The following is a 24,899-nucleotide window of genomic DNA, read 5'->3' as shown; positions in this document are numbered from 1 at the left end:
TGTGGGCAGCTGTTACTGTCGCGCGGAACCGGCACAATGGGAAGGTCCAGTTTTACTCCTTTGGCATGGACCAGTTTCATACGCCGCTAAGCCCAAGTTCTGGTGCCGACAGGGCCGGGCGCTCCATCTACGACCTGCTGCGTTCCCAGATCGCCGACGGGACGCTCGCCGCGGGCGCGCAGGTACCGTCAACGCGTGCCCTGGCGGCTGATCTGGGGGTGTCGCGTACCACCGTCACCGCCGCCTACGAGCAGCTCGCGGCCGAGGGCTTCCTTGTCACGTCGGCCGGGCGGGTTGCCCGTGTCGCAAGTCCGCTGGCTGCGCCCGAACGTCCCGATACGAAGCCGAAGCAGCGCGGCAGGACTGCACCGACTCTCTCGGCCTTCGGCTGTCGCGTGGCCGCGATCGACATGCCCGGGCTTGCTCCTGCGGAACCTTGTCGCATCGACTTCCTCTACGGAGCGGTGGCTTCTCGCGACTTTCCGGCGCTGGCCTGGCGGCGTGCCTACCAGGCCGAACTGCTGCGTCATCAACGCCGGCTCTACTACGTCGCGCCCGAAGGTGACGCGTCGCTCCGCCGTTCCCTGCAGGGGTACCTCCGGCGCGCGCGGGGCCTGGCCTGCGATGCCGAGCAGATCCTCATGGTGCACGGCTCACAGCAGGCCATCGACCTGTGCGCGCGGCTGCTGTTGAATCCCGGCGACGCCTTCGTCTTCGAGGAACCTGGGTACCTGATGGCGCGCCGGTGTTTTGAGGCCGCGGGCGCCGAGGCCTTGGCGGTCCCTGTAGACGCCCTGGGCCTGGACACGGCCAGGCTGCCAAAGGATGACCGCACCCGCCTGGCCTACGTGACACCGTCGCATCAGTTTCCGCTGGGGGGTGTGCTGCCCATCGGCCGGCGCCTGGAACTGCTCCGTTGGGCGCGAACGCACCGCGCTTGGGTCGTCGAGGACGACTACGACGGAGAGTTTCGCTACGGCCAGCGACCGATCGACGCGCTGCAGTCGATCGATACCGACGGCCGCGTGATCTACATCGGCACCTTCTCCAAGGCGCTGTCGCCGCAGCTTCGGCTGGGCTACCTGGTGCTGCCTTCTGACCTGGTGCCAGTATTCCGACAGGCCAAGCGGCTGGCTGACCGCCATGCGCCCGTGCTGGAGCAGCGTGTGCTGGCGTCGCTGATCGACAGCGGCGCCTACGAGCGCCACGTGCGGCGCACGCGCCGCGCGCACGAGCGCCGTCGGGCGGCACTGCTCGACGCCATTGCGCGCCACCTGCCTGCGAGCGCCACGGTCATTGGCGCGGCGGCCGGGCTGCATGTGGTGCTCTGGCTGCCGTTCCTGCGCCCGCAGGACGAGCCCGCGCTTTCGGCTGCTGCCCGCAGCAAGGGCGTGGGTGTCTATCCGGTGTCGCCCCTGTTCGCCAAGCCGCCGTCACGCATGCAACCCCGGCCGGCCGGACTGATCCTGGGATATGCCAGCCTGACGGTCGAGGAGATCGATCAGGGGATGCGCGTGTTGGCTGCGGTGCTCGCCGAGCGGTGAGCGAAGCCGAGCGCTGAAGTGCGCCTCCGCCGAACTGGATGCGGTACTTGATCAGGTGCTCTGGCTGAGTCTCACGCTACTTCTTTGGCGTGCCAGCACTTGCGCTTCAGACTGTCCAACCAGCGTCTGATAGGCGGCAGGGGCAGTGGCACCTTCGGTACTGATCAGCAGCACGCGCGCATCGGGCCCCAGGCCGACCCTGGCGGCTTGTTCCGCGTGCTTTCCTAGTTTGAGGAGGCCTGCGAGGCCAGCCGCACCTGATTCGCCAGAGACGACAGGGAGATCCAATTCATTGCCGGTCGCCAGGACCCGCATCGCAGAAATCGCGTCGTCATCACTGATGGTCATGAAGTAGTCAGCTCCGGACACAAGAAACCTCCATGCAAGTGGAGATGTTTCGCCGCAGGCCAAGCCCGCCATCACGGAGTCGACCGAGCCCGTTGCCTTGGACGCAACGCCGCGCAATGCACTTTGAAAAAGACAGTCCGCCTGTGCCGGTTCGACGATCACCACCGTGGGGCGACGCTCCCCATAGCATTCCCAAAAGTAGCTCAGGATTCCTGCCGCGAGGCCGCCAACGCCGCCTTGCAGAAAGACATGGGTGAACGGCACTGCTTCGTCGCTACCGAACGCTTCCACAATTTCAGCAGCGACAGTTCCGTACCCTTGCATGACATCCCGCGGGACCTCCTCGTAGCCGTCGTATGAAGTGTCTGAAACGACATGCCAATCGTTGGCCCTGGCGAGGTGAGCGGCTTCCTCGACAGAAGCGTCGTAGTTCCCCTGGACACGTAACACCGTGGCGCCAAATTTGGCGATCGCCTGCTCTCGCTCTTCGCTCACATTCGCATGGAGAACGATCACACAACGGCAGCCCATGCTCTTTGCTGCCGCCGCAAGGCCTTTTCCGTGATTGCCATCTGTCGCGCTGATCACTGTAAAGGCTTCCAACAACGACCTGTAGCCGCCTTTGAAAAGCACTTTGGGATCCAGGTTGCGATCAGGCCACAAGCGAAGAATCAGCCGAGCCAGAGCAATCGGCGCTCCAAGCGCCTTAAAACTCCCGAGATCGGACCGGCAAGACTCATCCTTCAGATAAAGCTTCCCGATTCCCAGGCTGCGAGCCAGGTCACTGAGCTCGTACAGCGGAGTAGGGCCAGGATTCAAACTATCCCAGGACGATATCCAGTCGCGGCTCTCCTCGGCCTTGACGATGGACATCACCGACTGGAGTTCACTGGGATACGCGCTGCGCGTGGCGCGTTCATTGGCAATCAGCATGCTTCGATTCCGTTGGTTGTTTGCGCTCCGCTGGCTCAAACGCCTGGAGTCCATGAATCCTAGGACCGCTTCTTGTGTCGCTTGGCGCGATCTCGACTGCAAAAACAGGAGAACGAACCAGATCCATGGGAAAGAATGAAAGGCTGTTGCGTACGCGAGCGCTCCTCGCCTTGACCACCAAGGGCGGATAATGGACGGCATGCAACTCGATAACTACGACGTGAAGATCTTGGGTCTGCTCCAGAGGGACAGCAAGATTTCGCAGCGCGAACTGTCGGAGGCTGTCAATCTGTCTCCGTCCGCGGTCAATCGTCGGATCACAGCTCTCGAATCCTCGGGGGTGATCGCCGGTACCGTGTGCGTAGTCGACCCGTCGTCCGTGGGTCACCCCATCACGATCCTCGTTGAGGTAAAGCTCGAGAGCGAGAGACTTGATCTGCTCGACGAGGTGAAGACACGCTTTGCCGCCTGTCCGCAGGTACAGCAGGTCTATTACGTTACGGGGGACTTCGACTTCGTGCTCGTGATGGTCGTCAAGGACATGACGGAGTACGAGCAACTCACCCGCGACCTCTTTTTCAGCTCGGGGAATGTCAAGGGGTTCAAGACCTATGTCGCCATGCAGCGTGTCAAGGTCACACTGAGCGTTCCACTTGCTGAGAAGTGACTGGAATAGGGCACTGAGCCGCTTCTAAAGCGGGCATGCCGCTCCAGGACGGTGCCAAAGCACCATACGTGCAAAAAAACGTCCCACAACGCGTCAACTCTGCGGAACCACAGGGGGGATCGGTGTTTTCCTCGCTCTGCGCGCGCCAGAATTCTCCTCACCGATGGCGGCGATGGGCGTGAAACCTACTTCATCACACCGGGCCTACACAGTTCAGCAGACTGACCATTTAAAGGAGCAAGCTCATGAGCATCAATCGCCGCCAAGTTCTGAAAGGTGTCGCAGGAGTCGGCGGCGCAGTCATTGCGCCGTCATTCCTCGCAGTACCGGCACTGGCCCAGAGTCTCAAGGGCACCGGCGAGGTCGTCGTGTACGACGGCGGCGGGTCGTGGGGAGAGGCCAAGCGAGTGGCGCTTTTCGATCCCTTCGAGAAGGAGACTGGGATCAAGGTCATTGCGCAGCCGCGTACTGATCTGGGTGCTGTTCGCGCAAGCGCGTTGGCTGGCTCCCCGCGATACGACGTAACCATCTTGACGGGCGGAAATACCACGGCCTTCGAGCGCGAGAACCTGCTGGTTCCGATCGACTACGGATACTTCAGCAAGGCCGATCTGGACGCTTTCAACCCTGTTCCGACAGGGAAGTTCACCGTCCCGCACATCATCTATTCACTGCTGATCGCCTACGATCCCGCGAAGTTCGGTAGCAACTCGATCTCTTCCTGGGCCGATGTGTGGGACACGAAAAAGTTCCCGGGTGGTCGCACACTGTGCACGGGTACACGCGGGCCGGACGGCGCTGTCTTCGAGGCGGCTCTTCTGGCGGACGGCGTGGACCCCGCAAAGATCTATCCGATTGATTGGGATCGCGCATTCAAGAGCCTTTCCCGCATCAAGCCTGAGATTGTCAAATGGTGGAACAGCGGTGCCGAGGGCCCCCAGCTGTTGATCGACAAACAGGTGACCGCCGGCAGCGGATGGAATGGGCGGATCTACGCTGCAAACGAAAAGAGCCAGAAAATCGGCTTCACCTGGAACCAAGGCGTCCTGCAATACGACAGCTGGGTGGTTCTCAAGGGCTCCAAGAACGTTGACAACGCTAACAAGTTGCTCGCTTTCATGTCGCGCGCAGAAGTGCAGGCGAACTTCTCCAAGCACATTCTGTACGCGCCGCCGAATTCACGCGCCTACGACTTCATTCCTGCGGAACGCGCAAAGATGCTGCCGACGTATGCCGAATTCAAAAAGCAGCAGATTGTTCAGGACTACGCCTTCTGGAACGCGCTGGGCAAGAACGGTCGCCCCAACAATCTCACCGCGGTGGCGGAATGGGAGCGGTGGCTGGTCGGTGCGCGCTGAAAGGCGCATCTAGCGAATTGAATCGTTCCTTCGTCGGATCTTGACGCCGCACGGCACATGCAGGCGCGTGCCCCGTCATACCCGATCGTTGGTTAGGCACGCCTTGGAAGTCATCGGAACATCTCATGAAGCTTGGTTGGAAGAGCGCACGCAGGAGCCGAGTGCCATTGATTTTGCTCTTGGTCGTGCCGGCATTGGCGATATTCGCGGCGGGATATCTCTTCCCGGTAGCCCAACTGGTACTCAAGAGCTTCCGCAACGAGAGCACTTGGTCGCTGCTGCACTACCAGGAAATTGCCAGCTCAGGAGTTTTTGCCTGGGTCCTATTCCAGACTCTACTGCTTGCGGTCGTCGTGACGCTGGCCTGCCTGATCTTGGCCTATCCGCTCGCGTACTCGATCTCTCGATGCCCCCCGTGGCTGGCAAGCCTCCTGTTGGTGCTGGTCACTCTCCCGTACCTGACCAGCATCTTGATCCGGACATACGCCTGGACCGTCCTGCTAAGTCCGGCGGGCCTGATCAACCAGCTGCTGCTGTACCTGGGGATCGTTTCGGAACCGCTGCGCCTGGTCTTCAACAAGATCGGCGTGTATATCGGAATGATTCAAGTGCAACTGCCACTGATGGTGTTTCCGCTGTATGCCGCACTCGCTCGTTTCGACCGAAAACTAAGCGTCGCTGCGCAAAGCTTGGGAAGTTCGCCCGCAGATGCCTTCCTGCGGATCACGCTCCCCAGTTCCACGCCCGGTATTGTCAGCGGCTGCACCCTCGTGTTTCTCTCCTGCCTCGGCTTTTACATCACGCCCGCACTTCTTGGTGGTCCGAACGACTACATGATTGCTCAGGGCATCACCATCCGAGTCCTTACCCTTGGTGAGTTCGAAGCTGCTGCCGCTCAGGCGACAGTCTTGCTCGCCATGGTTGCAACGGTCTTCGTGATCTTCCGCACCAAAGTTGCGACAGAGCTGGAGGACGAATCCCAGTCGAGCCAATCTGAGAAGAAGGTTCGAGATCTTTCCGCGACTCCGCGTATTCCTGAACCTATTAGAAAGGCGCTTCAACGCGCGCTTGAGGTGATTTCCTCGGTTCGTTCACCGCTTCTCGTACTGCTGTCCGCATTCACGCTCGCCCTGCTTGTCCTTCCGTTTGTGGTGGTGATCCCGCTTGCGTTCAGCGACGCCGCCTACTTGAGCTTTCCCCCGCCCGGTTACTCGCTGCGCTGGTTCACCAAGTTCTTCAGCAACTCGCAATGGTTGAGCGCGCTTTCGTTCAGCGCCCGTACGGCGCTTCTAGCCTCCATTCTGGCCATCACGATCGGTGTACCCATCGCGTTTGCGCTCGTACGCTTCCGGTTCGTTGGTCGGGTTCCCCTCTATCTTCTTCTGATTTCTCCGATGATCGTTCCCCATGTGGTCATGGCGGTGGCCTTCTTCTTCAGCTTCGCAAAGACCCCACTCATTGGCACAGCGACCGCATTTGTGCTTGCATACACCATCATCGCAACACCGTACGTGGTTGTCATCCTGATCGCAGGCCTCAAGAAGTTCGATCGGAGCCTGGAACAGGCAGCGATCAGCCTCGGCGGACATCCGCTCACAGCGTTGCGTACCGTGACGCTCCCGCTGCTGCTTCCTTCGCTGGCCAGCGCGCTCGTGTTCGCGTTCATCACGGGATTCGACGACGTTGTCTACGGTCTGTTTGTGAGCGGTCCATCCTCAACGCCCTTGCCGATCCGCATGTGGGACGACATCCGCCTGGAAATCAGCCCGCAGATTGCCGTTGTAGCTGTACTCTTTCTGGCGAGTCTGGCGGCGCTTGTCGCGGTCCGGATGTTTGCGTCAGCGGCTCTTCAACATCGCTCGCACTTGAAGGATATCTGAACATGAGCAGCATTGGACCCTTTGCCTTCTCCGTCGAGGAGTACCGGCGTCGCCTCTGCATGGTGCAAGACGTGATGCGCGCTCGTCATCTTGACTGGGCGATCCTTGACGAGCCCGAGACCATGGGCTGGGTCTCCGGCTACGCCGTACAAGAAAATCTGTGGCGCGCGTGCCTCGTCCCGGTGGTCGGTGACCCTTTTCTCCTGATCCGAAAACTCGACATGGTGCCTGCACGTGCGAAGAGCTGGCTGAAAGACATTGTTGCCTTTTCGGACTGGGAGGAGCCGGTTTCGGTTCTAGCCGCGGCGCTGAGGGCACGGGGGGCACACGGGCGAATCGGTGTCGACTTCCAGTCCCACTCCTTCACCCGTCAACGACAAGACCTTCTCGAGCGCGCCCTTCCTGAATCGAGTTTCTGCGACCTGGAACGGGCGGTCTGGGACGCGCGCCGATGCAAGTCGAAGGAGGAAGTTGAACACCTTCGGGTGGCTGCGAGCTTGCTGGACCGAGCAGTCTTGAAAGTGACCGACGCCATTCGACCAGGCGCCTCGCAGCGAGACGTTGCAGCCGTTGCCGCTGCCGAGTACTACCGGCTTGGTTTCGACGATGGTTTCGTTGGCTACGTGACGGCTGGTTCCGACTGGGATTGCCTGCACAGCTCGATGAATGACGAGCCAATGGGAGATGGTGCGCTGGTTCACATCGAGCTTCTGCCGAAACTCAAGGGCTATTCGGTGCGGATCATGCGCTCCGTGGCCGTGGGGCGGGCTACTGAAGACCAGAAGGCAACGTTCGCGACTCTCTGCGCACTTCAAGATGAGCAGTTCAAGGCAATGCGCCCTGGCGCGGTGGCCGCGGACGTTGACGCCATCGTGCGTCAGGGCGTGCTGTCGGCGGGCCTGAGGCCCGACTATGAAAACATCACGGGCTACACCTTGGGCTTTTCGGCACCGTCGTCCCAGCGCGTCAGCGACCTATACAGATCTTTCGTACCGACTGCCACTTGGCGTCTCGAGGAGGGCATGGTGTTCCACATGTACACCTCCGCCCGCGGCCTGGCCATCAGCGACACGGTCCTGGTGACAGAATCCGGCGCCGAGCGATTGACTCGCACGCCTCGCAAGATTTTCGAAACTGGGGTGAAAGCATGATGATCAGCCGCATGGAATCGGTTCGCGACGTGTCCGAGACCCCCGTGGGGAGACGAAAGGCTGGAGTCAGCGTTTCGAATGTCTCGAAGTCCTATGGAGCGTTCAAGGCGCTCGACAACGTCTCACTCGCTGTCGAACCGGGAGAGTTCGTCGCGCTTTTGGGGCCCAGTGGTTCCGGCAAGTCGACTCTGCTCATGATGATCGCGGGCTTCGAAACACCGAGCTCGGGCGACCTCCTGGTGGAAGGTGTACGCGTCAACGACCAGCCTGCATACAAGCGCGGCTTCGGGGTGGTCTTCCAGCGCTATGCCCTGTTTCCACACATGACGGTTGCTGAGAATGTGGCGTACCCGCTCTTTCGTCGTGGAGTCAAGGGCACGGAGGTCCAGGCAGAGGTGGCCAAGGCACTGGACCTGGTCGCGCTCGGAGGGATGAGGAACAGGCTGCCAGCCCAACTGTCCGGCGGTCAGCAGCAGCGGGTCGCTCTCGCGCGTGCTCTTGTATTCAAGCCACCGCTCTTGCTCATGGACGAGCCCTTGGGAGCGCTGGATCGCAAGCTGCGCCAGCAGTTGCAACTGGAGATCAAGCAAATCCACAGGCAGATCGGGAGCACGATCATCTTCGTGACCCACGACCAGGAAGAAGCGCTGTCGATGGCAGACCGAGTCGCGGTTCTGGAAGGCGGCCGCTTACAGCAATTTGGATCACCTCGCGACCTCTATGAGAGCCCCGCGAGCGCGTTCGTGGCGGATTTCATTGGGGAAACCAGCTTCCTGCCCGTAGTGTTGTCGCCGGCTGGAAAGGAAATCAACGCAGAAATCGCCTCGCTTCGAATTCGCAGGTCGATACCCGTTGAACGGGTCCTCACTCGTTCAACCTCTGGCCGCCTTGCAGTTCGCCCGGAGAACGTGCAACTGCGACTGTCGGAGGATGGTCCTGCTCGCGTTATTGAATCCGCGTACGCCGGGACGACCCAGGTGGTGCTCGTCGAGGTCGGCGACGCTCGGCTTCTCTCTCGCTCGCAGATGACACCTGACAGGCGGTTGTTTCATGCGGGACAGCGCGTTGAAGTCGATCTCGACACGACGCACGCGATGGTCTATCCGATCGAATAGGGGCTGACCTGATATGCACCATTCCAACCACTCCACTCGAGAATCGGCGATTTCAGCGGCGCTAGAAGCGTTCGACTCGGGCCGATTCCTGGCCGACTTGACTCGCCGTGTCTCGTACCGCACCGAAAGCCAGATCGAAAGCAGCGCTCCGCAACTTCATGCGTACCTGCGGGACGAGATCGCACCGACTCTCGGTCGCCTTGGCTTCACATCCCGCATCGTCATCAACCCGGCGGGCGTAGACGCTCCAGTGCTTCTGGCAGAACGGATTGAGGGGGAGGGCCTGCCGACAATCGTCACATATGCGCACGGAGACGTTGTCCGTGGCTATGACGACCAATGGCGAAAGGGTCTCGAGCCTTGGAACGTGGTCGTCGAAGGAGATCGCTGGTATGGACGCGGCACCGCCGACAACAAGGGGCAGCATTCGATCAACATCGCCGCGCTTGAATCGGTGGTCGCGGCCCGAAACGGACGGATCGGCTACAACATCAAGCTGATATTCGAAACCGGCGAGGAGATCGACTCACCCGGGCTCGGTGCCCTTTGCGCAGCCGAGAAGGACTTTCTGGCGGGGGATCTCTTCCTTGCATCCGACGGGCCCCGCGTTGCCGCGGACAGGCCGACCATTTTTCTCGGCTCGCGCGGTGAGCTCAACTTCCAGCTCGAGGTCGATCTTCGGGACGGCGCTCATCACTCCGGCAATTGGGGAGGCGCGCTACGCAACCCCGCCGTCGTTCTGTCGCATGCGATTGCGACGCTCATCGACAAGGATGGCCGCATTCTTGTGAAAGGGCTCCTTCCTCCGCCCCTCTCTCCCGCAGTACGCGCCGCAATTTCGGATCTCGCGCTCGGAAGCGACGAGCATGCCCCCGCGGTAGATCCATCTTGGGGCGAGCCCGGGTTGACCCCTGCCGAAAGGGTCTGGGCATGGAACGCGTTGGAGGTGATCGCGTTCAAGGCGGGCAACCCTGACGCACCCGTCGGTGCGATCCCACCAACGGCACGGGCGCACTGCCAATTGAGGTACGTCGTCGGCACGGACTGGGAAGACGCGCACCGGCACCTCGAAGAGCACCTTGCCGCCAAGGGGATTGCATCCGTGAAAGTCACGGTGCAGCCCGCCGGAACCGCAACTCGCCTGGATCTGAAGGATCCCTGGGTCGAATGGACACTTCGCTCGATCGAAGCGAGTACGGGGAAGAAGCCTGCACTGCTGCCGAATATCGGCGGCACCGTTCCCAATGCGATCTTCGCTGAAACCCTTGGCCTGCCCACGGTATGGGTTCCCCATTCCCATGCGGCGTGCTCGCAGCACGCGCCGAACGAACACCTCTTGGGCTCGGTGGCGCGTGAGGCCCTGGCCGTGATGGCCGGAATTTGGTGGGATCTCGGAGACGATGGCGCCGACGTAGCCGCAACGCGCAAATGCCGATCTGCCGCCTAGGTTCTAGTGTCCGCTGGCTTTGAGCCGGGTTTGCTGCAAACAGTTCTACCTTAGGCCCCATCGGGTCGCGGCAGAACATGAGGACCTTATACGTTCACGATCGCAGCCCCGGCGAAGGAAGCCATCGTCACTCTGATTTAGAGCCCGATAGAAGCCGCTGAATCTGGACCGAATGGGCCGCGTTTCGTGCCCCGCTCAATGGCTGAATAGATCCATCGGTGTCACGGGCCTTCGCGATGATGCTCACTGGGCCGGGCCTTCGCGGCAGCGGAAGCGTCGCTGCGAACTGCTGCCATTCGAATTCGTGACGGGGCCGGACCTCGGCCGATTGCCACGTTGCCGCGCCATCGGTGCTGAGAGCCACGCCACTGATGCCGTTGTCGCTCCAGGCCCAGCCCTTGACTTCCACCTCATCCGTGGAGATGGTGTCGTCGGGCGCGGGATGGGTGATCAGCGAATTGGGCTCGACTGCCCACACCGGCTCTTGAACGACTTCGCCCCCGTGCTCCTTGTCGCGGTTGTACCAGACGGTAGTGAAGGGGGCGTTCGCACGCCGGCCCCGAACCGACAGCCGGCACAGCCACTTGGTCATGTTGGTGCCAAACCAACCAGGCACGATGAGCCGGACCGGCCCGCCCCGCTCGCGCGTCAGGGGTGCGCCATTCAACTCGTAAGCGACGAGCACCTCGTGCGAAAGAGCCTTCGAGATCGGCAAATCCTTGCGATACCGATTCATCCTGCGGCCGCCGAACTCCCCGCTGTCGAGGCCGTCCGACCAGACATGGGTGGCGCCGGTCTCGAGCTGCGCGTGCTCGAGCAGCACAGCCAGCGGCACACCCGTCCATCGGACGTTGCCCACGCGCCAGAGATTGGCGCTGGCCGGTACCAGGGGGCTGCCAAAGCACTCGTGGAAGGCGGTGACGGAGACTGAAGGCAGTCGCCTCAGACCGTCCAGATCGATCGAGAAAGGCCTGCGAACGAGCCCGTCCACTTGCAGTCGCCAGCGCTTGGCGTCGACTTCGACGGAACCCATGTGGATGGTCTCGAAGAGCTGCGCATCGGATGTGATGAAGTCGCGCAGCCCCGCAGGGATGGGTGGCGGCTTCAGATGGAATCCGGGAGACCGGCTAAGGACGACTGATCGACGCTCCTCCCCCTCGGGAAGTGGTGGCAGAAACATGGAGCTATTCATCCGGAATCCCAACGGTCATCTCATCGTCGAGCAGCCGCGGAAACTGCGGATCGGACTGCCCCGACCAAACGACCGGCTCGTGGCGGCGGCGTTCGACACCCAGCGAGAAAACGTCAAATCGGTTGTAGTAGCCCACCACGTCATGGAACTGCTTCGGCTCGATGCACTTGTTCAAATCGAACTCGGCATAGGCGATCCCCTCCTCATTCTGGAGCGTGTCGCCGACTTGCGTGCCGGTCGGGTCCACGAACATCGACGCGCCGCGCGGAGTGCCGTCGACCACTTCTGCCACGGCCGGATCGCGATCCACCAGGAAGTCGCGCATGGCCTTGTCCATGAAGCTCGCGCAGATGATACCGAACGCCTTGGCTTCGAATGAATGAGCGGACGCCCGAATGCGGTTTGCCGCAACGTTGTCGAAGTTTCCACCGCCCGACGGCTTGCGCGTGGGCCACATCGGCGGCCAGCTGGAGATATGAATCTGCTCTGCCTGCGCCATGAGCGAAAAGCGCGCGAGCGGGTTGGTGTTCTCGCCGCAGATCAAGCCGCCGATGCGCCCGAAGCGGGTCTCGGCGACGCGAAGCCCCTGTCCGTCTCCGGCCGCCCAGACCAGCTTCTCGTAGAAGGTCGGCACCAGCTTGCGATGGTGGTTGAGCAACTCGCCCGTCTCGCCGATCAGGATGTTCGAGTTCCAGATGCAGCCGGCGCTGGCGGTGCTGCGTTCGCTGATGCCCATCGACACGCACACCCCGAAGCGCTTGGCGGCCGCAGCAATCAAGGCCACCTCGGGCCCCGGCAGGTAGACGCTGTTCTCGACCATTGCCTCGAACAGATCGTGGTTGTAGATCGGCGCCCACAGTGCCGCCCACACGGGGAATGCCGGAATATAGGTTTCTGGGAACGCAATCACCTGTGCGCCATTGAGGGCTGCCTCCTTGATGATCGAAACCGCCTTCTCGGTCGTGGCGGTCTTGTCGAGCAGCACCGGCGCTGCGTGGGCGGCGGCAACTTTCACCCGGGGCAATGAACTCATGTCAGGTCTCGCTATGCGTTGCAGAGGCGCACAGGATAGTTGCCAGTGTGGCTGGGCAGATACTCACAAAAGCGCAACGAGAGGTGCATTTTTGCAGGCTCCACTGTCGATGCAGGATCTGCGCACAGAGGCTTGCGAATTTCCCGGCGGCCATTTGCACAAAACATGCTCACCATCACCATGTCACGGACCTGCTCCGTTCAACCCAGCCTGGAGGGACTATGGACCCATCACACGAGTACGTTCGGCTTTCCCGCACCGGCCCCTGCGCATGCGGCAGCACCCATGGTGACGATGAGGAGTGCCTCGCGGAGAAGCCCGCGAATGCCGGCGATGCGTTGGCCGGCGCGATGGCCCAGGGCATGCTGCACGGCCTCTTTCCCGAGCGCGGCCTGCGGCGAGCCTTCGTCAAGACGCTGGGGAGGGCAGGGGCGCTGGCCGCGCTCACAGCACTCACGCCCCTGACCCAGCTTGCCGCCGTCGCGCAGGAGCGCAGCAAGGGCGTGCCGGAGAAAAAGCGGCTCGCTGTCGGCTTCCTGCCCATCACCTGCGCGACGCCGCTGATCTATGCGGAGCAACTCGGACTTTTCCCGCGCGAGGGCCTGGAACTCAGCCTCCAGAAAATCGCCGGAATCGCGCTGATTCGCGACAAGATGGTCAACGGCGAATTGGACATCTCCCAGCAGGTGATGCCCGTTGCGCTGGCCATGTCGGCCGGCATTGGCGGGGCTCCCATCCCCGTCCGTGTGATGACGGTGCTCAACCAGAACGGCAATTCGCTGGTCCTTGCGATGAAGCACAAGGACAACCGTGACCCGAAGAACTGGAAGGGTTTCAGGTTCGCCGTGCCGTTCGAGCAATCCCATCAGATGCTCCAACTCCGCCACTACCTCGCATCGGCAGGGCTGGACCCGGAGCGGGACGTGTCCTACCGCGTCGTTCCTCCGTCCGAGTATGTTTCCAATCTTCGGGTGGGCAACATCGACGGCTTTTTCGGCGGCGAGCCGGGCGGCCAACGGGCCGTGTACGAAGGTGCGGGCTTCATTCACTTGGTCTCGAGCGAGATTTGGCCGGAGCATCCTTGCTGCTCGGTCACAGCAACCGAGGCCTGGATCAAGGCACATCCGAACAGCTTCATGGCCGCCTACCGCGCGCTCATCGCAGCGAGCCTGCATGTGTCCGAGCCTGCCAATCGCACGGGGATGGCCAAGATCCTTGCCCAGCCCCAGTATCTCAACCAACCGGAAACGGTCGTGGACCAGGTCCTCACCGGCAGGTATGCCGATGGACTCGGCAACGTGAAGACCCTGCCGCGCCGCATCGACTTTCAGCCTTTCCCCCACTATTCCAGCGCGGTCTGGCTTCTGACGCAGATGCGCAGATGGAACATGATCAAGGAAGACCTGGACTACAAGGGTCTCGCCCGCCAGGTGATGCTGGCCACCGATGCAAAGCGCCTCATCGAGGAGCGCGGCGGCAGGGCACCCGAGATCGGATTCCGCAAGGAAACCATTCTGGGCAAGAGCTTCGACTCCGACCGCCCCGTCGAATATCTGAAGTCGCTGGGCAGGGCGTGATCATGCAGAGCTCGATCTCGACCTCACGCTCCTGGCTGACTACCCTGGCGATCGGCTTGCTGCTTCTGGCGGTCTGGCATGTTCTCGCCTCCAGCGGGGGCGGCAGTGCGCCGGCGGAGATTTCGGACTACGACAGGCTGATGGGCAAGAGCCCCGGTGCATCCGTGGAGCGCTCGGCCATTCCGACGCCGATAGACGTGTTCAAGCGCGCTGGCGAACTGTTCGCGGACCCATTCCGCCGCAACGGCGAGAACGACTTGGGCATTGCCTGGCACTTGCTCGATTCGCTCAGGCGCGTGTTCAGCGGCTACGCGCTGGCCGTGCTGGTCGGCGTTCCCTTGGGATTCTTGCTGGGGTTGGTTCCATGGCTGGGCCAGGCGCTGAATCCTTTTATCCAGCTGCTGCGGCCTGTCTCGCCCATGGCCTGGATGCCACTCGCGCTCTACACGCTGAAGGACAGCGGCGCCTCGGCGATCTTCATCATCTTTATCTGCTCGATCTGGCCCATCCTGCTCAACACCCTCTACAGCACCGCGAGCGTGCGTCAGGACTGGACCAATGTCGGTCGCGTCATCGGACTCACACCACTGGAGCGCGCGCGCAAGATCGTCTTTCCGGCAGCAGTTCCCATGATTTTGACGGGAATGCGCATCTCGATCGGTATCGCCTGGCTGGTGATCGTGGCGGCGGAAATGGTGGTGGGCCAGAGCGGCATCGGCTTCTTCGTCTGGAACGAATGGAACAACTTGCAGATCTCCAGCATCATCGTCGCCATCGTCATGATTGGCATTGTCGGTCTGGTGCTCGACCAGGCGCTCGGCGCATTGATGAAGCAGTTGAGCTTCCGTGAATGAGAGGTCAGACGATGTTGCGGCCAACTTTCTCAACTGTCTCGACTGTCTCGACCACCACGCCCGGGTTTCTGCGCGTTTGCAATGTGCGGCAGACCTTCAGCACCCCCAAAGGCGAATTTTCCGCGCTCAGCGAGATCAACCTCGAGATCCACAGAGGCGAGTTCGTTGCCCTGATCGGCCATTCCGGTTGCGGCAAATCCACGCTGCTCAATCTTCTCGCCGGCCTGGCATCCCCGACCGCAGGAACCGTCTCGTGCGACGGGGAGGTCATCCGTGGGCCGGGACCTCGGCGGGCGATGGTATTCCAGAACCATTCTCTCTTGCCGTGGCTCAGCTGCTTCGACAACGTGCGCATGGCCGTGTGCAGCGTGTTTCGTGCCGAGTCCGCTTCCGCGGTCGATCACCGCACCGAAGCGGCGCTTGCGATGGTCGGCCTGGCTCATGCCGCGCACAAGAAGCCTAGTGAAATCTCCGGCGGCATGAAGCAGCGCGTCGGCATCGCCAGAGCGCTGTCCATGGAACCTCAGGTCCTGCTGATGGACGAGCCTTTCGGCGCGCTCGACGCGCTCACGCGCGCCAAGTTGCAGGACGAGCTGCTCGGCATCGTCGAGAAAACCGAAAGCACCGTCGTCATGGTCACGCACGACGTGGACGAAGCAGTGCTCCTTGCGGACCGCATCGTCATGATGACCAACGGTCCGGCGGCACGCATCGGGGAGATCCTGGACGTCCCGATCGAACGCCCGCGCGACCGCGTCAGCCTGGCAACCGACCCCACCTATGCGGAGTGCAGGCGCGCACTGATGGACTTCCTGTACCGACGCCAGGCGCACGTCGAGCAGCCTACAGGCTGAGTTCACCCCGGGATCTTTCATTCCGAGTTGCTGCGCTCGGACTAAGAAGCCGCCACGCGTGGCCGCGCGTTCCCTTGTATTGCGCATCTCCATGTGAAATGCTATCTAGTAACCACTGGCCGACCGGCCAAAGGAGCAAGATTGCACACGACGATGCACGAGAAGGGCGCATGACGACCAAAAAGGTACCCCTCGCCAACCTCGATTGGGACGATGTGCGCCTGTTTCTGCATATCAACCGCACCGGCAGCCTGTCCCAGGCGGCCAGGCAGCTTCATATCGATCATTCCACGGTCAGCCGACGGCTGTCGCAGTTGGAGCTGTGCCTGGGCGGCCCGCTCTTCGAACGTCACCGCGCCGGACTCAAGCCTACCGAGCTGGCGCATCTCCTCGCGCTCCAGGCCGAGAACATGGAGCGGGCGGTCTTGTCGCTTCAGGAGGAGCTCGGCGGAACCGACAGGGAGCCTTCGGGCAGCGTGCGTGTGGCCATGATGGAGGGGATCGGCACCACCTTCGTCGCTCGCCACCTCGAATCGCTGCTGTGCAAGTACCCCAAGCTGCGGGTGGAACTGGTGACTTCCTCTTCGATCGTCAATGTGAGCCGCAGGGAAGCCGATATCTTCGTCAGCTTTTTCAAACCGATCGGCCAGGGATTGGCATGCGAGACAGCGGGCTCGTTCGCGCTGTATCTGTATGCCTCGCGGAGTTATCTCGAGAACTACCGAACACCCGCGAGTCTGGCCGACCTCCCAAAGCATCGGTTCGTGGGATATCTGGACGACCTGATCCAACTCGACGCTGTACGCTGGCTCGATGAACTGATCACAAGACCTCACATGAGCTTTCAGTCCAACAGCATGCTGGCGCAGATGACCGCCGCGGCGTCTGGGCTGGGACTGGTGCTGCTTCCCAAGTTCTCCGTCGTGAAAGAGGACACGCTCGTGCCGGTGCTTGCCGACACGGCGAGGGTGATGCGAACGCTCTGGGTGAGCGTGCACCATGACCTCCAATACTCGGCCCGGATCCGAGCCGTCACCGAGTATCTTCGGCGGCTGTTCGAGTCGAAGCAAGAATGGCTCAACGGCCCCCCGGACGTTGATCCGCGCGGCTAGTGGGGTGAGTTCGAGGCTCGCTAGCAAGACCGTTCTTCGCTTGCGTGGATGTCATCAACCAACGCTGCGGTGGCGCCAAGGCAGATCCCCGACGACGGCTCCGGCGGCAGCGTCAGGCTGATCCTCGTGCCTGGCAAGTTGCGCCAGCGTGAGCCCAGCGTTTTCCTTCGAGAACAAGACGATCAATGACAACGCCTAGGTTGCGCGCAGCCACGGCTGTCACGGTTCTGGCGTTCTACCGCACAGAATGATTGCATGTATTTTAGAATTGTCCTAGACTTTCGGCCATCGACACACGAGAGACAGGCGCATGAAGCGATACCAGCTGTTCATCAACAACGAATGGATCGACCCGGCCTCCGGTGTCTGGTTCGAATCGACCGAGCCCTACTCTGGCAAAGCATGGGCCGAGGTTCCGAGGGGAGGGGTGGCAGATGTCGACCTCGCGGTGCGCGCCGCGCATGACGCGCTTGAAGCACCTGCTTGGCGCGATCTGACGGCAACGCAGCGTGGCGCCTTGCTGCGCGAGCTTGCTGACCTGGTGAGCCAGAACGTCGAGGTTCTGGCAGAGACCGAGCAGCGCGACAACGGCAAGCTCATCGCCGAGGTCAGCGGGCAAGTCCAGAACGTTGCGCAATGGTTTCACTATTACGCAGGCTTGGCAGACAAGGTCCATGGCGCGGTGGTGCCGATCAACAAGACCGGCGTCTTCAACTACGTCAAGCACGAACCCCTGGGTGTGGTCGCGGCGATCACACCGTGGAACTCTCCGCTCGCCCTGACGGTATGGAAGATCGCCCCGGCGCTTGCAGCAGGCAACACCATGGTGATCAAGCCTTCGGAGTACACGTCGAGTTCGTTGTTGGAACTGGCTGCCTTGGTGAAGTTGGCGGGCTTCCCGCCGGGGGTCTTCAACGTCATTACCGGCTTCGGCGCTGAAGTTGGGGAGCCGCTCGTGAGCCACCCTCTGGTGGCCAAGGTGGCCTTCACTGGCGGCGACGTTGCCGGCCAGAAGATCAACGAGATTGCCGCCCGGGAATTCAAGAAAGTCACGCTCGAACTCGGAGGCAAGTCCGCCAACATCGTGTTTGACGACGCGGACCTTGATCAGGCCGTGATGGGCGCGGTGGCTGGCATCTTCGGTGCGGCCGGGCAGACCTGCATGGCCGGCTCGCGGCTGCTGGTACAGCGCGGCATCCACGACCGCTTCGTCGCGATGCTCATCGACGTCGCAAGCAAAGCCATCGTGGGCGACCCGGCGAAGATGGAAACCCAGGTCGGGCCCATCGCTACAGCAGCCCAATTCCAGAAGATCCTGGGCTACATCGAGATCGCAAAGGCTGGCGGTGCCAAGTGCATGCTCGGCGGCCATGCGCTCACCGGCGAAGGCTACGGACAAGGCCAATTCGTGGCGCCCACCATCTTTACCGACGTCACCAACGACATGCGCATTGCGCAGGAAGAAGTCTTCGGCCCCGTGCTCTCGGTGATTCCTTTCGACGACGAGGTCGATGCGCTGCGCATCGCCAACGACACGCAGTTTGGTCTCGCCGCCGGCGTATGGACGCAGAGCCTGCATCGCGCGTTCCACATGTCGGATCGGTTGAAGGCAGGCACGGTGTGGGTCAACAACTACCGCGCCACCAGTTTCACCACGCCCTTCGGAGGCTACAAGCGCAGCGGCATCGGGCGTGAGGGCGGCGTCGACGCGATCAAGGAATACCTGCAAAGCAAGAGCGTCTGGATCACCACGCAACCGTCACGCACCAACGCATTCGTGCTCGGCTGACCCCCAACCCCGGCGCCCGCGCGCCACCTCCGGAGACAACATGAATTCAAAGATGGAAACCGACCTGCTGATCGTCGGCTGCGGCGTCGCCGGCCTCTCGGCCGCGGTCACTGCGCTGGAAGCGGGGCTCAAAGTCGTCAACCTCGAGCGCTCGGAGGAAGAGCACTTCGGCGGCAACTCGCGCTGGACCGAAGCCTACATGCGCATGAAGAACGACTCGGAAGTCTCGGACGACTTCGAAGAGCATTTCGCTCACAACGCTGGCTGGAACATCGATCCCAACGTGCTCAACGCACTGACGGACGACGCGGCGCTTCAGCCGGCTTTCGCAAAGGCGCATTCGCTGCCCGATCCAGAAGTGATATCAGCCTTTGCGCAGTCGGTGCCGTCCACGCTTGCATGGCTCAAGGAACTGGGATTGAAGTTCGGCCCCCAGCCGATATACCTCTTGACCCAGAACACCACGCGGATAGCGGCAATGGGCGGCGGTTTGGCACTGATAGAAACCCTGCGCGCGAAAGCACTCGCGCTTGGTGGCGAGATTCGCTATCAGACCACTGCGATCGACCTGGTGCGTGGGGAGGAGGGCGCAGTGAATGGCGTCGTCACAACCCGTCCCGACGGCGTGCGCGAGGTGCTGCGCGCGAGGAAGGTGCTGCTCGCCAGCGGTGGTTTCCAGGGCAATCCCGAAATGATGACCCGCTACATCGGCCTTCGCAGCAAGCATATCCGTCCGGTGGCCATCGGGGGCTACTACAACAAGGGCGAAGGCATTCGCATGGCGCTGGCTGCCGGCGCGGCACCCGCCGGCGAGTACGGTTCGTACCACGCGGAGCCGGTGGACCCACGCTCGAAGATGGCCGAAGCGGTGGTCTTCATCTATCCCTACGGCATCCTGGTCGACAAGCACGGGCACCGCTTCACCGACGAGGCCCCTGGCACGGTGGACGCGCACTACGACAACATCTCACGCTGCATTGCCGATCAACCCGACGGCATCAGCTACGTGATCTTCGACGCGAAGGTCGAGGACATCCCGCGCTGGCGAACCAGCATCCGCTCCGACCAGCCCTCCATCACCGCGCCCACGCTGGAGGCACTGGCCGCCCAGATCGGCGTTCCCGCAGACAGCCTCGCGCGCACCGTGAGCGAGTTCAACGCGGCCTGCCCGAAAGACGAGGGCGACTTCGATCCGCTGCACGTCGATCACCGCGCCACCACCGGCCTTGCAGTCCGCAAGAGCCACTGGTCGCGGCCGATCGACAAGGGCCCGTTCCAGGCCTATCCGATCATTTCCACCAACTGCTTCACCTTCGGTGGCCTCAAGGTCAACAGCGACGCGCAGGTGCTCGATCAGGACGGCCGTGTCATCGCAGGGCTGTATGCCGCCGGGGAAACCATGGGCATCTATCACCAGGTCTACACAGGCTCGACCTCGGTGCTGCGCGGCCTGGTCTTCGGCCGCCGCGCGGGCCGGCATGCCGCGGCCACGCAGCCGGCCTGAGTCCCGCAACCGCGCGCGCATCCACTTCAAAAAACCAACGGAGACACACCATGGACCGTCGTTCCTTTCTCACCGTCGCGGGCAGCGTCGCGACCGGCTCGTTGATGCTGCCGCGCTTCGCTATCGCGCAGGCCAAGCCTTTCAGCTACTACAGCGTCAACGCCTTCTCGGGTAACTTTGCCACCAGCGGCAAGTACAGCGACCTTGGCGTGCGCGCGGCAGTCACGGCCTTCGGCAACGGGCTGGGCCGGCCCATCGACTACCGCAAGATCGACAGCGAAGGCAACCCCGCCATCGCCGTGCGCAAGGTGCAGCAGGCCATCGACCAGGACAAGGCGCGGCACTTCGGCAGCGCCGCGCTGTCGAACGAGGCCCTGGCGATCATGAAGGAGATCGACAAGAACAAGGGCGTCTACATCACCTATGTCGGTGCCGACGAAGTCACCGGCAAGGACTGCAACCGCTCCACGTTCCGCTGGGGCCTGCCGACCTACGGAGCGGTCAACACCGTGATGCGGCCCCTGATCCAGCAGAACCCCAAGTGGAAGAAGGTCTACACCATCACCGGCCAGTACGTGTTCGGCGAAGCGCTGCTGCGCAACGCGAAGGCGGTGATGCAGGAAACGAAGCTGGAACACGTGGGCAACAGCTACCACTCACTGGCCGAGAAGGAGTTCTCGGGCTACCTTGGCAACGCCATGGGGTCCGGGGCCGATGTGCTGGTGGTACTGAACTTCGGCGCCAACACGCTCGACCTGCTGCGCCAGGCCGCCACCTTCGGCCTGAAGCAGCGCATGGCTGTGGTGGTCGTGTGGTTCTCCGGACTCGACACTTTCCAGGCGCTCGGCGCCGACGTGACCGACGGCATGTACTTCGGATTGCAGTACTGGCACACGCTGGATACCCCCGCGAACAAGGATTTCGTGCGCGTCTACAAGGGCGAGTTCAAGGAGAATCCGCGCTTCTACTCGGCCGCCGACTACCAGGTCGCCACGCTCATGTTCGACGCCGCCAAGCGCGCCGGCAGCGACGAGCCGGCCGCGATCGTGAAGGCGCTGGAGGGCCACAGCTACCAGGGCCTCACCGGCGACGAGCAGATCCGCCCCTTCGATCACCAGGTTTCCAAGAATTACCTGCTGGTGCGCGGCAAGAAGAAAGCGGCGATGAAAGACGCGGACGATTACGCCGACATCCTCTCCTCGTCGCGTGCACTGGTTCCCCAGGCCGAGTCGGATTGCAAGCTGGTGTGAGCACGCCATGAACATCTACCTGTTCCAGGCGCTCAATGGGCTGGGGGTCGGCATGGTTTATTTCCTGCTGTCCGTGGGCCTGAGCATCATTTTCGGGCTGCTCGGATTCGTGAACTTCGCGCATGGTGCACTGTTCCTCATCGGGGCCTACACCGCGATGTTCGTCACCGCGCAGACCGGCAGCTTTCTGCTCGGCCTTGCCGCGTCGTTCGCGGCCGTGGCCGTCATCGGGGTGGCGGCGGAGCGCTGGCTGCTGCGGCGCACCTATCGCATGCCGCACGAGTCGCAGATCCTCATCACCGTCGGCCTGACGTTCATCCTCACCGAAGGCGTGGTGATGATCTTCGGGCCCGAGTCGCAGCAGGTGCCCATGCCCGACATGCTTGCCGGCGTGTTGATGCTCGGCGCCTATCCGGTGCCGGTCTACCGCATCTTCATCTTCGGGGTCTGTGCGGTGGTGGGGCTGGGCCTGTGGTTTCTCTTCGAACGCACGCTGTTCGGCGCGCGGGTGCGTGCAGGCAACGAATCGTCCGAGATGCTCAACCTGCTCGGCATCAGGGTCAGCAGGGTCTATGCCCTGACCTTCGCATTGGGAACCGGCCTGGCGGGGCTGGCGGGCGGCCTCGCCGCACCGCTGCGCGGCGCCGATCCCTCGATGGGCGCAGAGGCGATCGTGATCGCGTTCGTCGTCGTTGTCCTCGGGGGCATCGGCAGCTTCAGCGGGCCGTTGGTGGGCGGACTGATCATCGGCGTCACGCAAAGCATGATGAGCGCGATCTGGCCCGAGGGCGCACGCCTCGCCATCTTCATCGTCATGGCGGCGATCCTTCTCGTCATGCCCAAAGGGTTGTTCGGCCGTGCTTGAAAAGATCAAACATTCTTCCGGCCTGTTCTGCCTGGCGCTGGCTGCCTTTGCGCTGGCCATGCCGCTGGTGATGGGCTCGACGGCCACGGCCGGCGTGGTGCTGGTGTTCGCGATTGCGGCGGCCGCCTGCAACCTGTTGCTGGGCTACGCCGGTCTGTTGAGCTTCGCGCAGGGCAGCTTCTTCGGCGTGGGCTCCTATGCCGTCGGCATGGTGCTGAAGGCGGCACCGGGCGCGGGCATGGCGGCACTGCTCGTGTGCATCATGGCCGGCATGATCGTGGCCCTGGCGATTGGCATGCTGAGCATTCGCCAGCGTGGCATCTATTTCGTGATGATCACGCTCGCGATGGCGCAGCTCGCCTACTTCGCCGCGCTGTCGTTCCCCCAACTGACGGGCGGCGAAAACGGATTGCTCGACATTCCACGCCCCGTCACGGGCCTCGAGGGCATCGTCGGCGACGGCGCTGGACAGTACGCGTTGATCGCCACGGTTTTCGTGCTTGCAATCGCTTTTTTGCGCCTCGTGGTGCGTTCGCCCTTCGGCCGCGCGCTCGATGCGGTGCGCGAAAACGAGGTGCGCGCGCAGACCGCTGGCTACGACGTTCGGAAGCTCAAGCTGCTGGCTTTCTGCCTTTCCGGTGGCATCACCGCGCTGGCCGGCGCGCTCTATGCGCTGCAGCTGCGTTCGGCGCCGCTGTCCAACATTGACCTCATGACGTCCGAGACCATCCTCATCATGGCGATCCTCGGCGGACGCAGGTCGCTTCTTGGCGCGGCCTTCGGCGCGCTCGCCATGACCTTGATGGCCGAGCAGCTGTCTCAGTTGTGGCCGCGCTGGCAGATGATCGTCGGCTTTGTGCTGATCGCCGTGGTGCTGTTCGCGCCCAGCGGGCTCGGCGGCGCCCTGGCGAATTGGCGAGCTCGACGCAGCGTGCGCGCGGGAGATCACGCATGACCACGGGCAACCCCTTTCTCTGCGCGCGCGGGCTCGGGCTCGACTACGGTCGCTTCACCGCGGTCGGCAAGATCGACCTCGAACTGGGCACGACCGGCCTGCACTCGCTGATCGGCCCGAACGGCGCGGGCAAGACGTCTTTCTTCAACATCGTGAGCGGCCGCCTGCCGGCCAGCCGCGGCAGCTTAATCTTCGAGGGGCAGGACATCACGCGCTGCGGGGCGCATCGGCGAGCCCGGCTCGGCATGGCGCGCAGCTTTCAGGTGACGAGCCTGTTCGGTGAAAGCAGCGTGCTGCACAACCTGCAGATGGCGGCGATGGGCGTTGAGCCGTCGAGGTCCTTCAGGTTCTGGAGCAACTGGACGCGCGAGACGCAAAGGCTCGACGTTGCCATGGACGTGCTGCGCGAGCTGGAACTGACGCGCCATGCTGCGACACCGGTCGCCGCACTCGCGCATGGCGTGCAGCGCGTGGTGGAGATCGGCATGTGCCTCGCTGCCCGACCGCGCCTGCTGCTGCTGGACGAGCCGCTGGCCGGACTCGGCCTTGCGGAGGTGCCTCGCATCACCGAACTGTTGCAGCGACTCAAGGCCCGCTACTCGGTGCTGCTGGTCGAGCACAACATGCGCGTGGTCATGGGCATCAGTGATCGCATCACAGTCATGTTCCAGGGCAATGTGATCGCCGAAGGCCCACCGGCGGCAATCCGCGAGAACGCCCAGGTGCGGCGGGTCTATCTGGGGAGTCAGTCATGAGCGACGCCATCCTGGTGCTGGAAGACGTGAATGCGTCCTACGGCAAGAGCCACGTCCTGCATGGCGTTTCAATGCACGTGAATGCGGGCGAAATCGTGAGCGTGCTCGGTCGCAACGGCATGGGCAAGACCACGACGATGCGCACGATCGTCGGACTGCTGCGTGCGCATGCCGGCTCGGTGCGCTTCGAAGGCGTCGACATCGCCGGCATGGCGGTCGACGACATTGCGCGCCGCGGCATCTCGCTGGTGCCCGCACACCGCGGCATCTTCACATTGCTGTCGGTGCAGGAGAACCTGCAGATCGCGCAGCGCAAACACGCGGTGTGGACACTCGATCGCGTCTACGATGAATTTCCGCGTCTGCGCGAGCGCCGTCGCAACCTCGGCGGTGCGCTCTCCGGCGGCGAGCAGCAGATGCTCGCCATCGCGCGCGCGCTGGTGCAGGGCCCCAGGCTGCTGTTGCTCGACGAACCGACGGAAGGCCTCGCGCCGGTAATCGTGGACGAGCTCACGGAACTCATTCGCGGCGTGGGAGCATCGGGCATTCCGATCGTGCTGGTGGAGCAGAGCTTTGCGGTCTGCCGCACGCTCGCCCGGCGGCACTACATCCTCGAGGAAGGTGTTGTTGTCTACGAAGGCCGAACGGAAGATCTCGATGCCGACGCCTCGGTGCTCGAGCGTTTCCTGGGCCTGGACGTGGACGCGCATTGAGAG

The 24,899-nt window shown here is 62.6% G+C and carries 21 protein-coding genes; 18 read left to right on the top strand and 3 right to left on the bottom strand.

From position 1 onward, the window contains the following. The first annotated feature begins 65 nt into the window (after positions 1-65). Entirely contained in the window at positions 66-1,544 is a 1,479-nt protein-coding gene (locus ACSQ9A_RS31715) for a PLP-dependent aminotransferase family protein (RefSeq protein ID WP_436306827.1), read from the top strand. 51 nt (positions 1,545-1,595) lie between these two features. Here ACSQ9A_RS31715 and ACSQ9A_RS31710 read toward each other — a convergent pair whose 3' ends face one another. Continuing rightward, on the bottom strand, positions 1,596-2,825 hold the full coding sequence (locus ACSQ9A_RS31710; RefSeq protein ID WP_436306826.1) for a diaminopropionate ammonia-lyase: 1,230 nt from the start codon (positions 2,823-2,825) through the stop codon (positions 1,596-1,598). Positions 2,826-3,024: 199 nt separating this feature from the next. Between ACSQ9A_RS31710 and ACSQ9A_RS31705 the strand changes: the two genes are divergently transcribed. The 6 genes from ACSQ9A_RS31705 to ACSQ9A_RS31680 all read left to right on the top strand — a co-directional run bounded on the left by ACSQ9A_RS31705 (position 3,025) and on the right by ACSQ9A_RS31680 (position 10,443). Beyond that, a complete protein-coding gene (locus ACSQ9A_RS31705; RefSeq protein ID WP_436306825.1) occupies positions 3,025-3,492 on the top strand; it encodes an Lrp/AsnC family transcriptional regulator in 468 nt (155 codons plus the stop codon). 245 nt (positions 3,493-3,737) lie between these two features. Then, a complete protein-coding gene (locus ACSQ9A_RS31700; protein ID WP_436306824.1) occupies positions 3,738-4,850 on the top strand; it encodes an ABC transporter substrate-binding protein in 1,113 nt (370 codons plus the stop codon). Positions 4,851-4,975: 125 nt separating this feature from the next. Continuing rightward, positions 4,976-6,730, top strand: a complete 1,755-nt coding sequence (locus ACSQ9A_RS31695) for an ABC transporter permease subunit (RefSeq protein ID WP_436306823.1) — start codon at positions 4,976-4,978, stop codon at positions 6,728-6,730. A 2-nt stretch (positions 6,731-6,732) separates the two neighbouring features. After that, the gene (locus ACSQ9A_RS31690) at positions 6,733-7,881 is read left to right on the top strand and encodes a M24 family metallopeptidase (protein ID WP_436306822.1); all 1,149 of its coding nucleotides are present in this window, start codon (positions 6,733-6,735) and stop codon (positions 7,879-7,881) included. Further along, on the top strand, positions 7,878-8,996 hold the full coding sequence (locus ACSQ9A_RS31685) for an ABC transporter ATP-binding protein (RefSeq protein ID WP_436306821.1): 1,119 nt from the start codon (positions 7,878-7,880) through the stop codon (positions 8,994-8,996). Before ACSQ9A_RS31690 ends, ACSQ9A_RS31685 begins: the two co-directional genes overlap by 4 nt. A gap of 13 nt (positions 8,997-9,009) precedes the next feature. After that, entirely contained in the window at positions 9,010-10,443 is a 1,434-nt protein-coding gene (locus ACSQ9A_RS31680; protein WP_436306820.1) for a M20 family metallopeptidase, read from the top strand. Positions 10,444-10,570: 127 nt separating this feature from the next. On the opposite strand, the gene ACSQ9A_RS31675 is transcribed toward ACSQ9A_RS31680, so the two are convergent. Together ACSQ9A_RS31675 and ACSQ9A_RS31670 are read right to left on the bottom strand one after the other, a co-directional pair. Further along, positions 10,571-11,623 (bottom strand): molybdopterin-dependent oxidoreductase, encoded by a 1,053-nt coding sequence (locus ACSQ9A_RS31675; protein ID WP_436306819.1) that lies wholly within the window; start codon positions 11,621-11,623, stop codon positions 10,571-10,573. 4 nt (positions 11,624-11,627) lie between these two features. Then, positions 11,628-12,668 carry a carbon-nitrogen hydrolase family protein gene (locus ACSQ9A_RS31670; RefSeq protein WP_436306818.1) on the bottom strand — a complete coding sequence of 347 codons (1,041 nt, stop codon included), beginning with the start codon at positions 12,666-12,668 and terminating at the stop codon, positions 11,628-11,630. Between the two features lie 221 nt (positions 12,669-12,889). On the opposite strand from ACSQ9A_RS31670, the gene ACSQ9A_RS31665 reads away from it, so the two are divergent. From ACSQ9A_RS31665 to ACSQ9A_RS31615, 11 genes are all read left to right on the top strand, one after another. After that, on the top strand, positions 12,890-14,245 hold the full coding sequence (locus tag ACSQ9A_RS31665) for a CmpA/NrtA family ABC transporter substrate-binding protein (RefSeq protein WP_436306817.1): 1,356 nt from the start codon (positions 12,890-12,892) through the stop codon (positions 14,243-14,245). A gap of 2 nt (positions 14,246-14,247) precedes the next feature. Continuing rightward, positions 14,248-15,099: a nitrate ABC transporter permease gene (ntrB, locus tag ACSQ9A_RS31660; protein ID WP_436306816.1), complete on the top strand. Its 852-nt coding sequence runs from the start codon at positions 14,248-14,250 to the stop codon at positions 15,097-15,099. Between the two features lie 11 nt (positions 15,100-15,110). Next, positions 15,111-15,953 carry an ABC transporter ATP-binding protein gene (locus tag ACSQ9A_RS31655; RefSeq protein WP_436306815.1) on the top strand — a complete coding sequence of 281 codons (843 nt, stop codon included), beginning with the start codon at positions 15,111-15,113 and terminating at the stop codon, positions 15,951-15,953. Positions 15,954-16,123: 170 nt separating this feature from the next. Next, on the top strand, positions 16,124-17,065 hold the full coding sequence (locus ACSQ9A_RS31650) for a LysR family transcriptional regulator (RefSeq protein WP_436306814.1): 942 nt from the start codon (positions 16,124-16,126) through the stop codon (positions 17,063-17,065). 310 nt (positions 17,066-17,375) lie between these two features. Further along, positions 17,376-18,854 carry an aldehyde dehydrogenase gene (locus tag ACSQ9A_RS31645; protein WP_436306813.1) on the top strand — a complete coding sequence of 493 codons (1,479 nt, stop codon included), beginning with the start codon at positions 17,376-17,378 and terminating at the stop codon, positions 18,852-18,854. A 40-nt stretch (positions 18,855-18,894) separates the two neighbouring features. Next, positions 18,895-20,358: an FAD-dependent oxidoreductase gene (locus ACSQ9A_RS31640; RefSeq protein WP_436306812.1), complete on the top strand. Its 1,464-nt coding sequence runs from the start codon at positions 18,895-18,897 to the stop codon at positions 20,356-20,358. A 50-nt stretch (positions 20,359-20,408) separates the two neighbouring features. Then, positions 20,409-21,608, top strand: a complete 1,200-nt coding sequence (locus ACSQ9A_RS31635) for an ABC transporter substrate-binding protein (RefSeq protein WP_436306811.1) — start codon at positions 20,409-20,411, stop codon at positions 21,606-21,608. A 7-nt stretch (positions 21,609-21,615) separates the two neighbouring features. Then, on the top strand, positions 21,616-22,473 hold the full coding sequence (locus ACSQ9A_RS31630) for a branched-chain amino acid ABC transporter permease (protein ID WP_436306810.1): 858 nt from the start codon (positions 21,616-21,618) through the stop codon (positions 22,471-22,473). After that, positions 22,466-23,428 carry a branched-chain amino acid ABC transporter permease gene (locus ACSQ9A_RS31625; protein WP_436297772.1) on the top strand — a complete coding sequence of 321 codons (963 nt, stop codon included), beginning with the start codon at positions 22,466-22,468 and terminating at the stop codon, positions 23,426-23,428. Before ACSQ9A_RS31630 ends, ACSQ9A_RS31625 begins: the two co-directional genes overlap by 8 nt. Then, complete coding sequence (locus ACSQ9A_RS31620; protein ID WP_436297773.1) at positions 23,425-24,183, top strand: ABC transporter ATP-binding protein; 759 nt, start codon at positions 23,425-23,427, stop codon at positions 24,181-24,183. Before ACSQ9A_RS31625 ends, ACSQ9A_RS31620 begins: the two co-directional genes overlap by 4 nt. Beyond that, positions 24,180-24,896: an ABC transporter ATP-binding protein gene (locus ACSQ9A_RS31615; RefSeq protein ID WP_436297774.1), complete on the top strand. Its 717-nt coding sequence runs from the start codon at positions 24,180-24,182 to the stop codon at positions 24,894-24,896. Before ACSQ9A_RS31620 ends, ACSQ9A_RS31615 begins: the two co-directional genes overlap by 4 nt. Positions 24,897-24,899: the final 3 nt, after the last annotated feature.

It is taken from the genome of Variovorax sp. LjRoot290, assembly GCF_964253985.1.
Lineage (GTDB): Bacteria > Pseudomonadota > Gammaproteobacteria > Burkholderiales > Burkholderiaceae_C > Variovorax.
The sequence above is the reverse complement of the archived record's forward strand: the minus strand, read 5'-3'. Positions and strand labels throughout refer to the sequence as shown.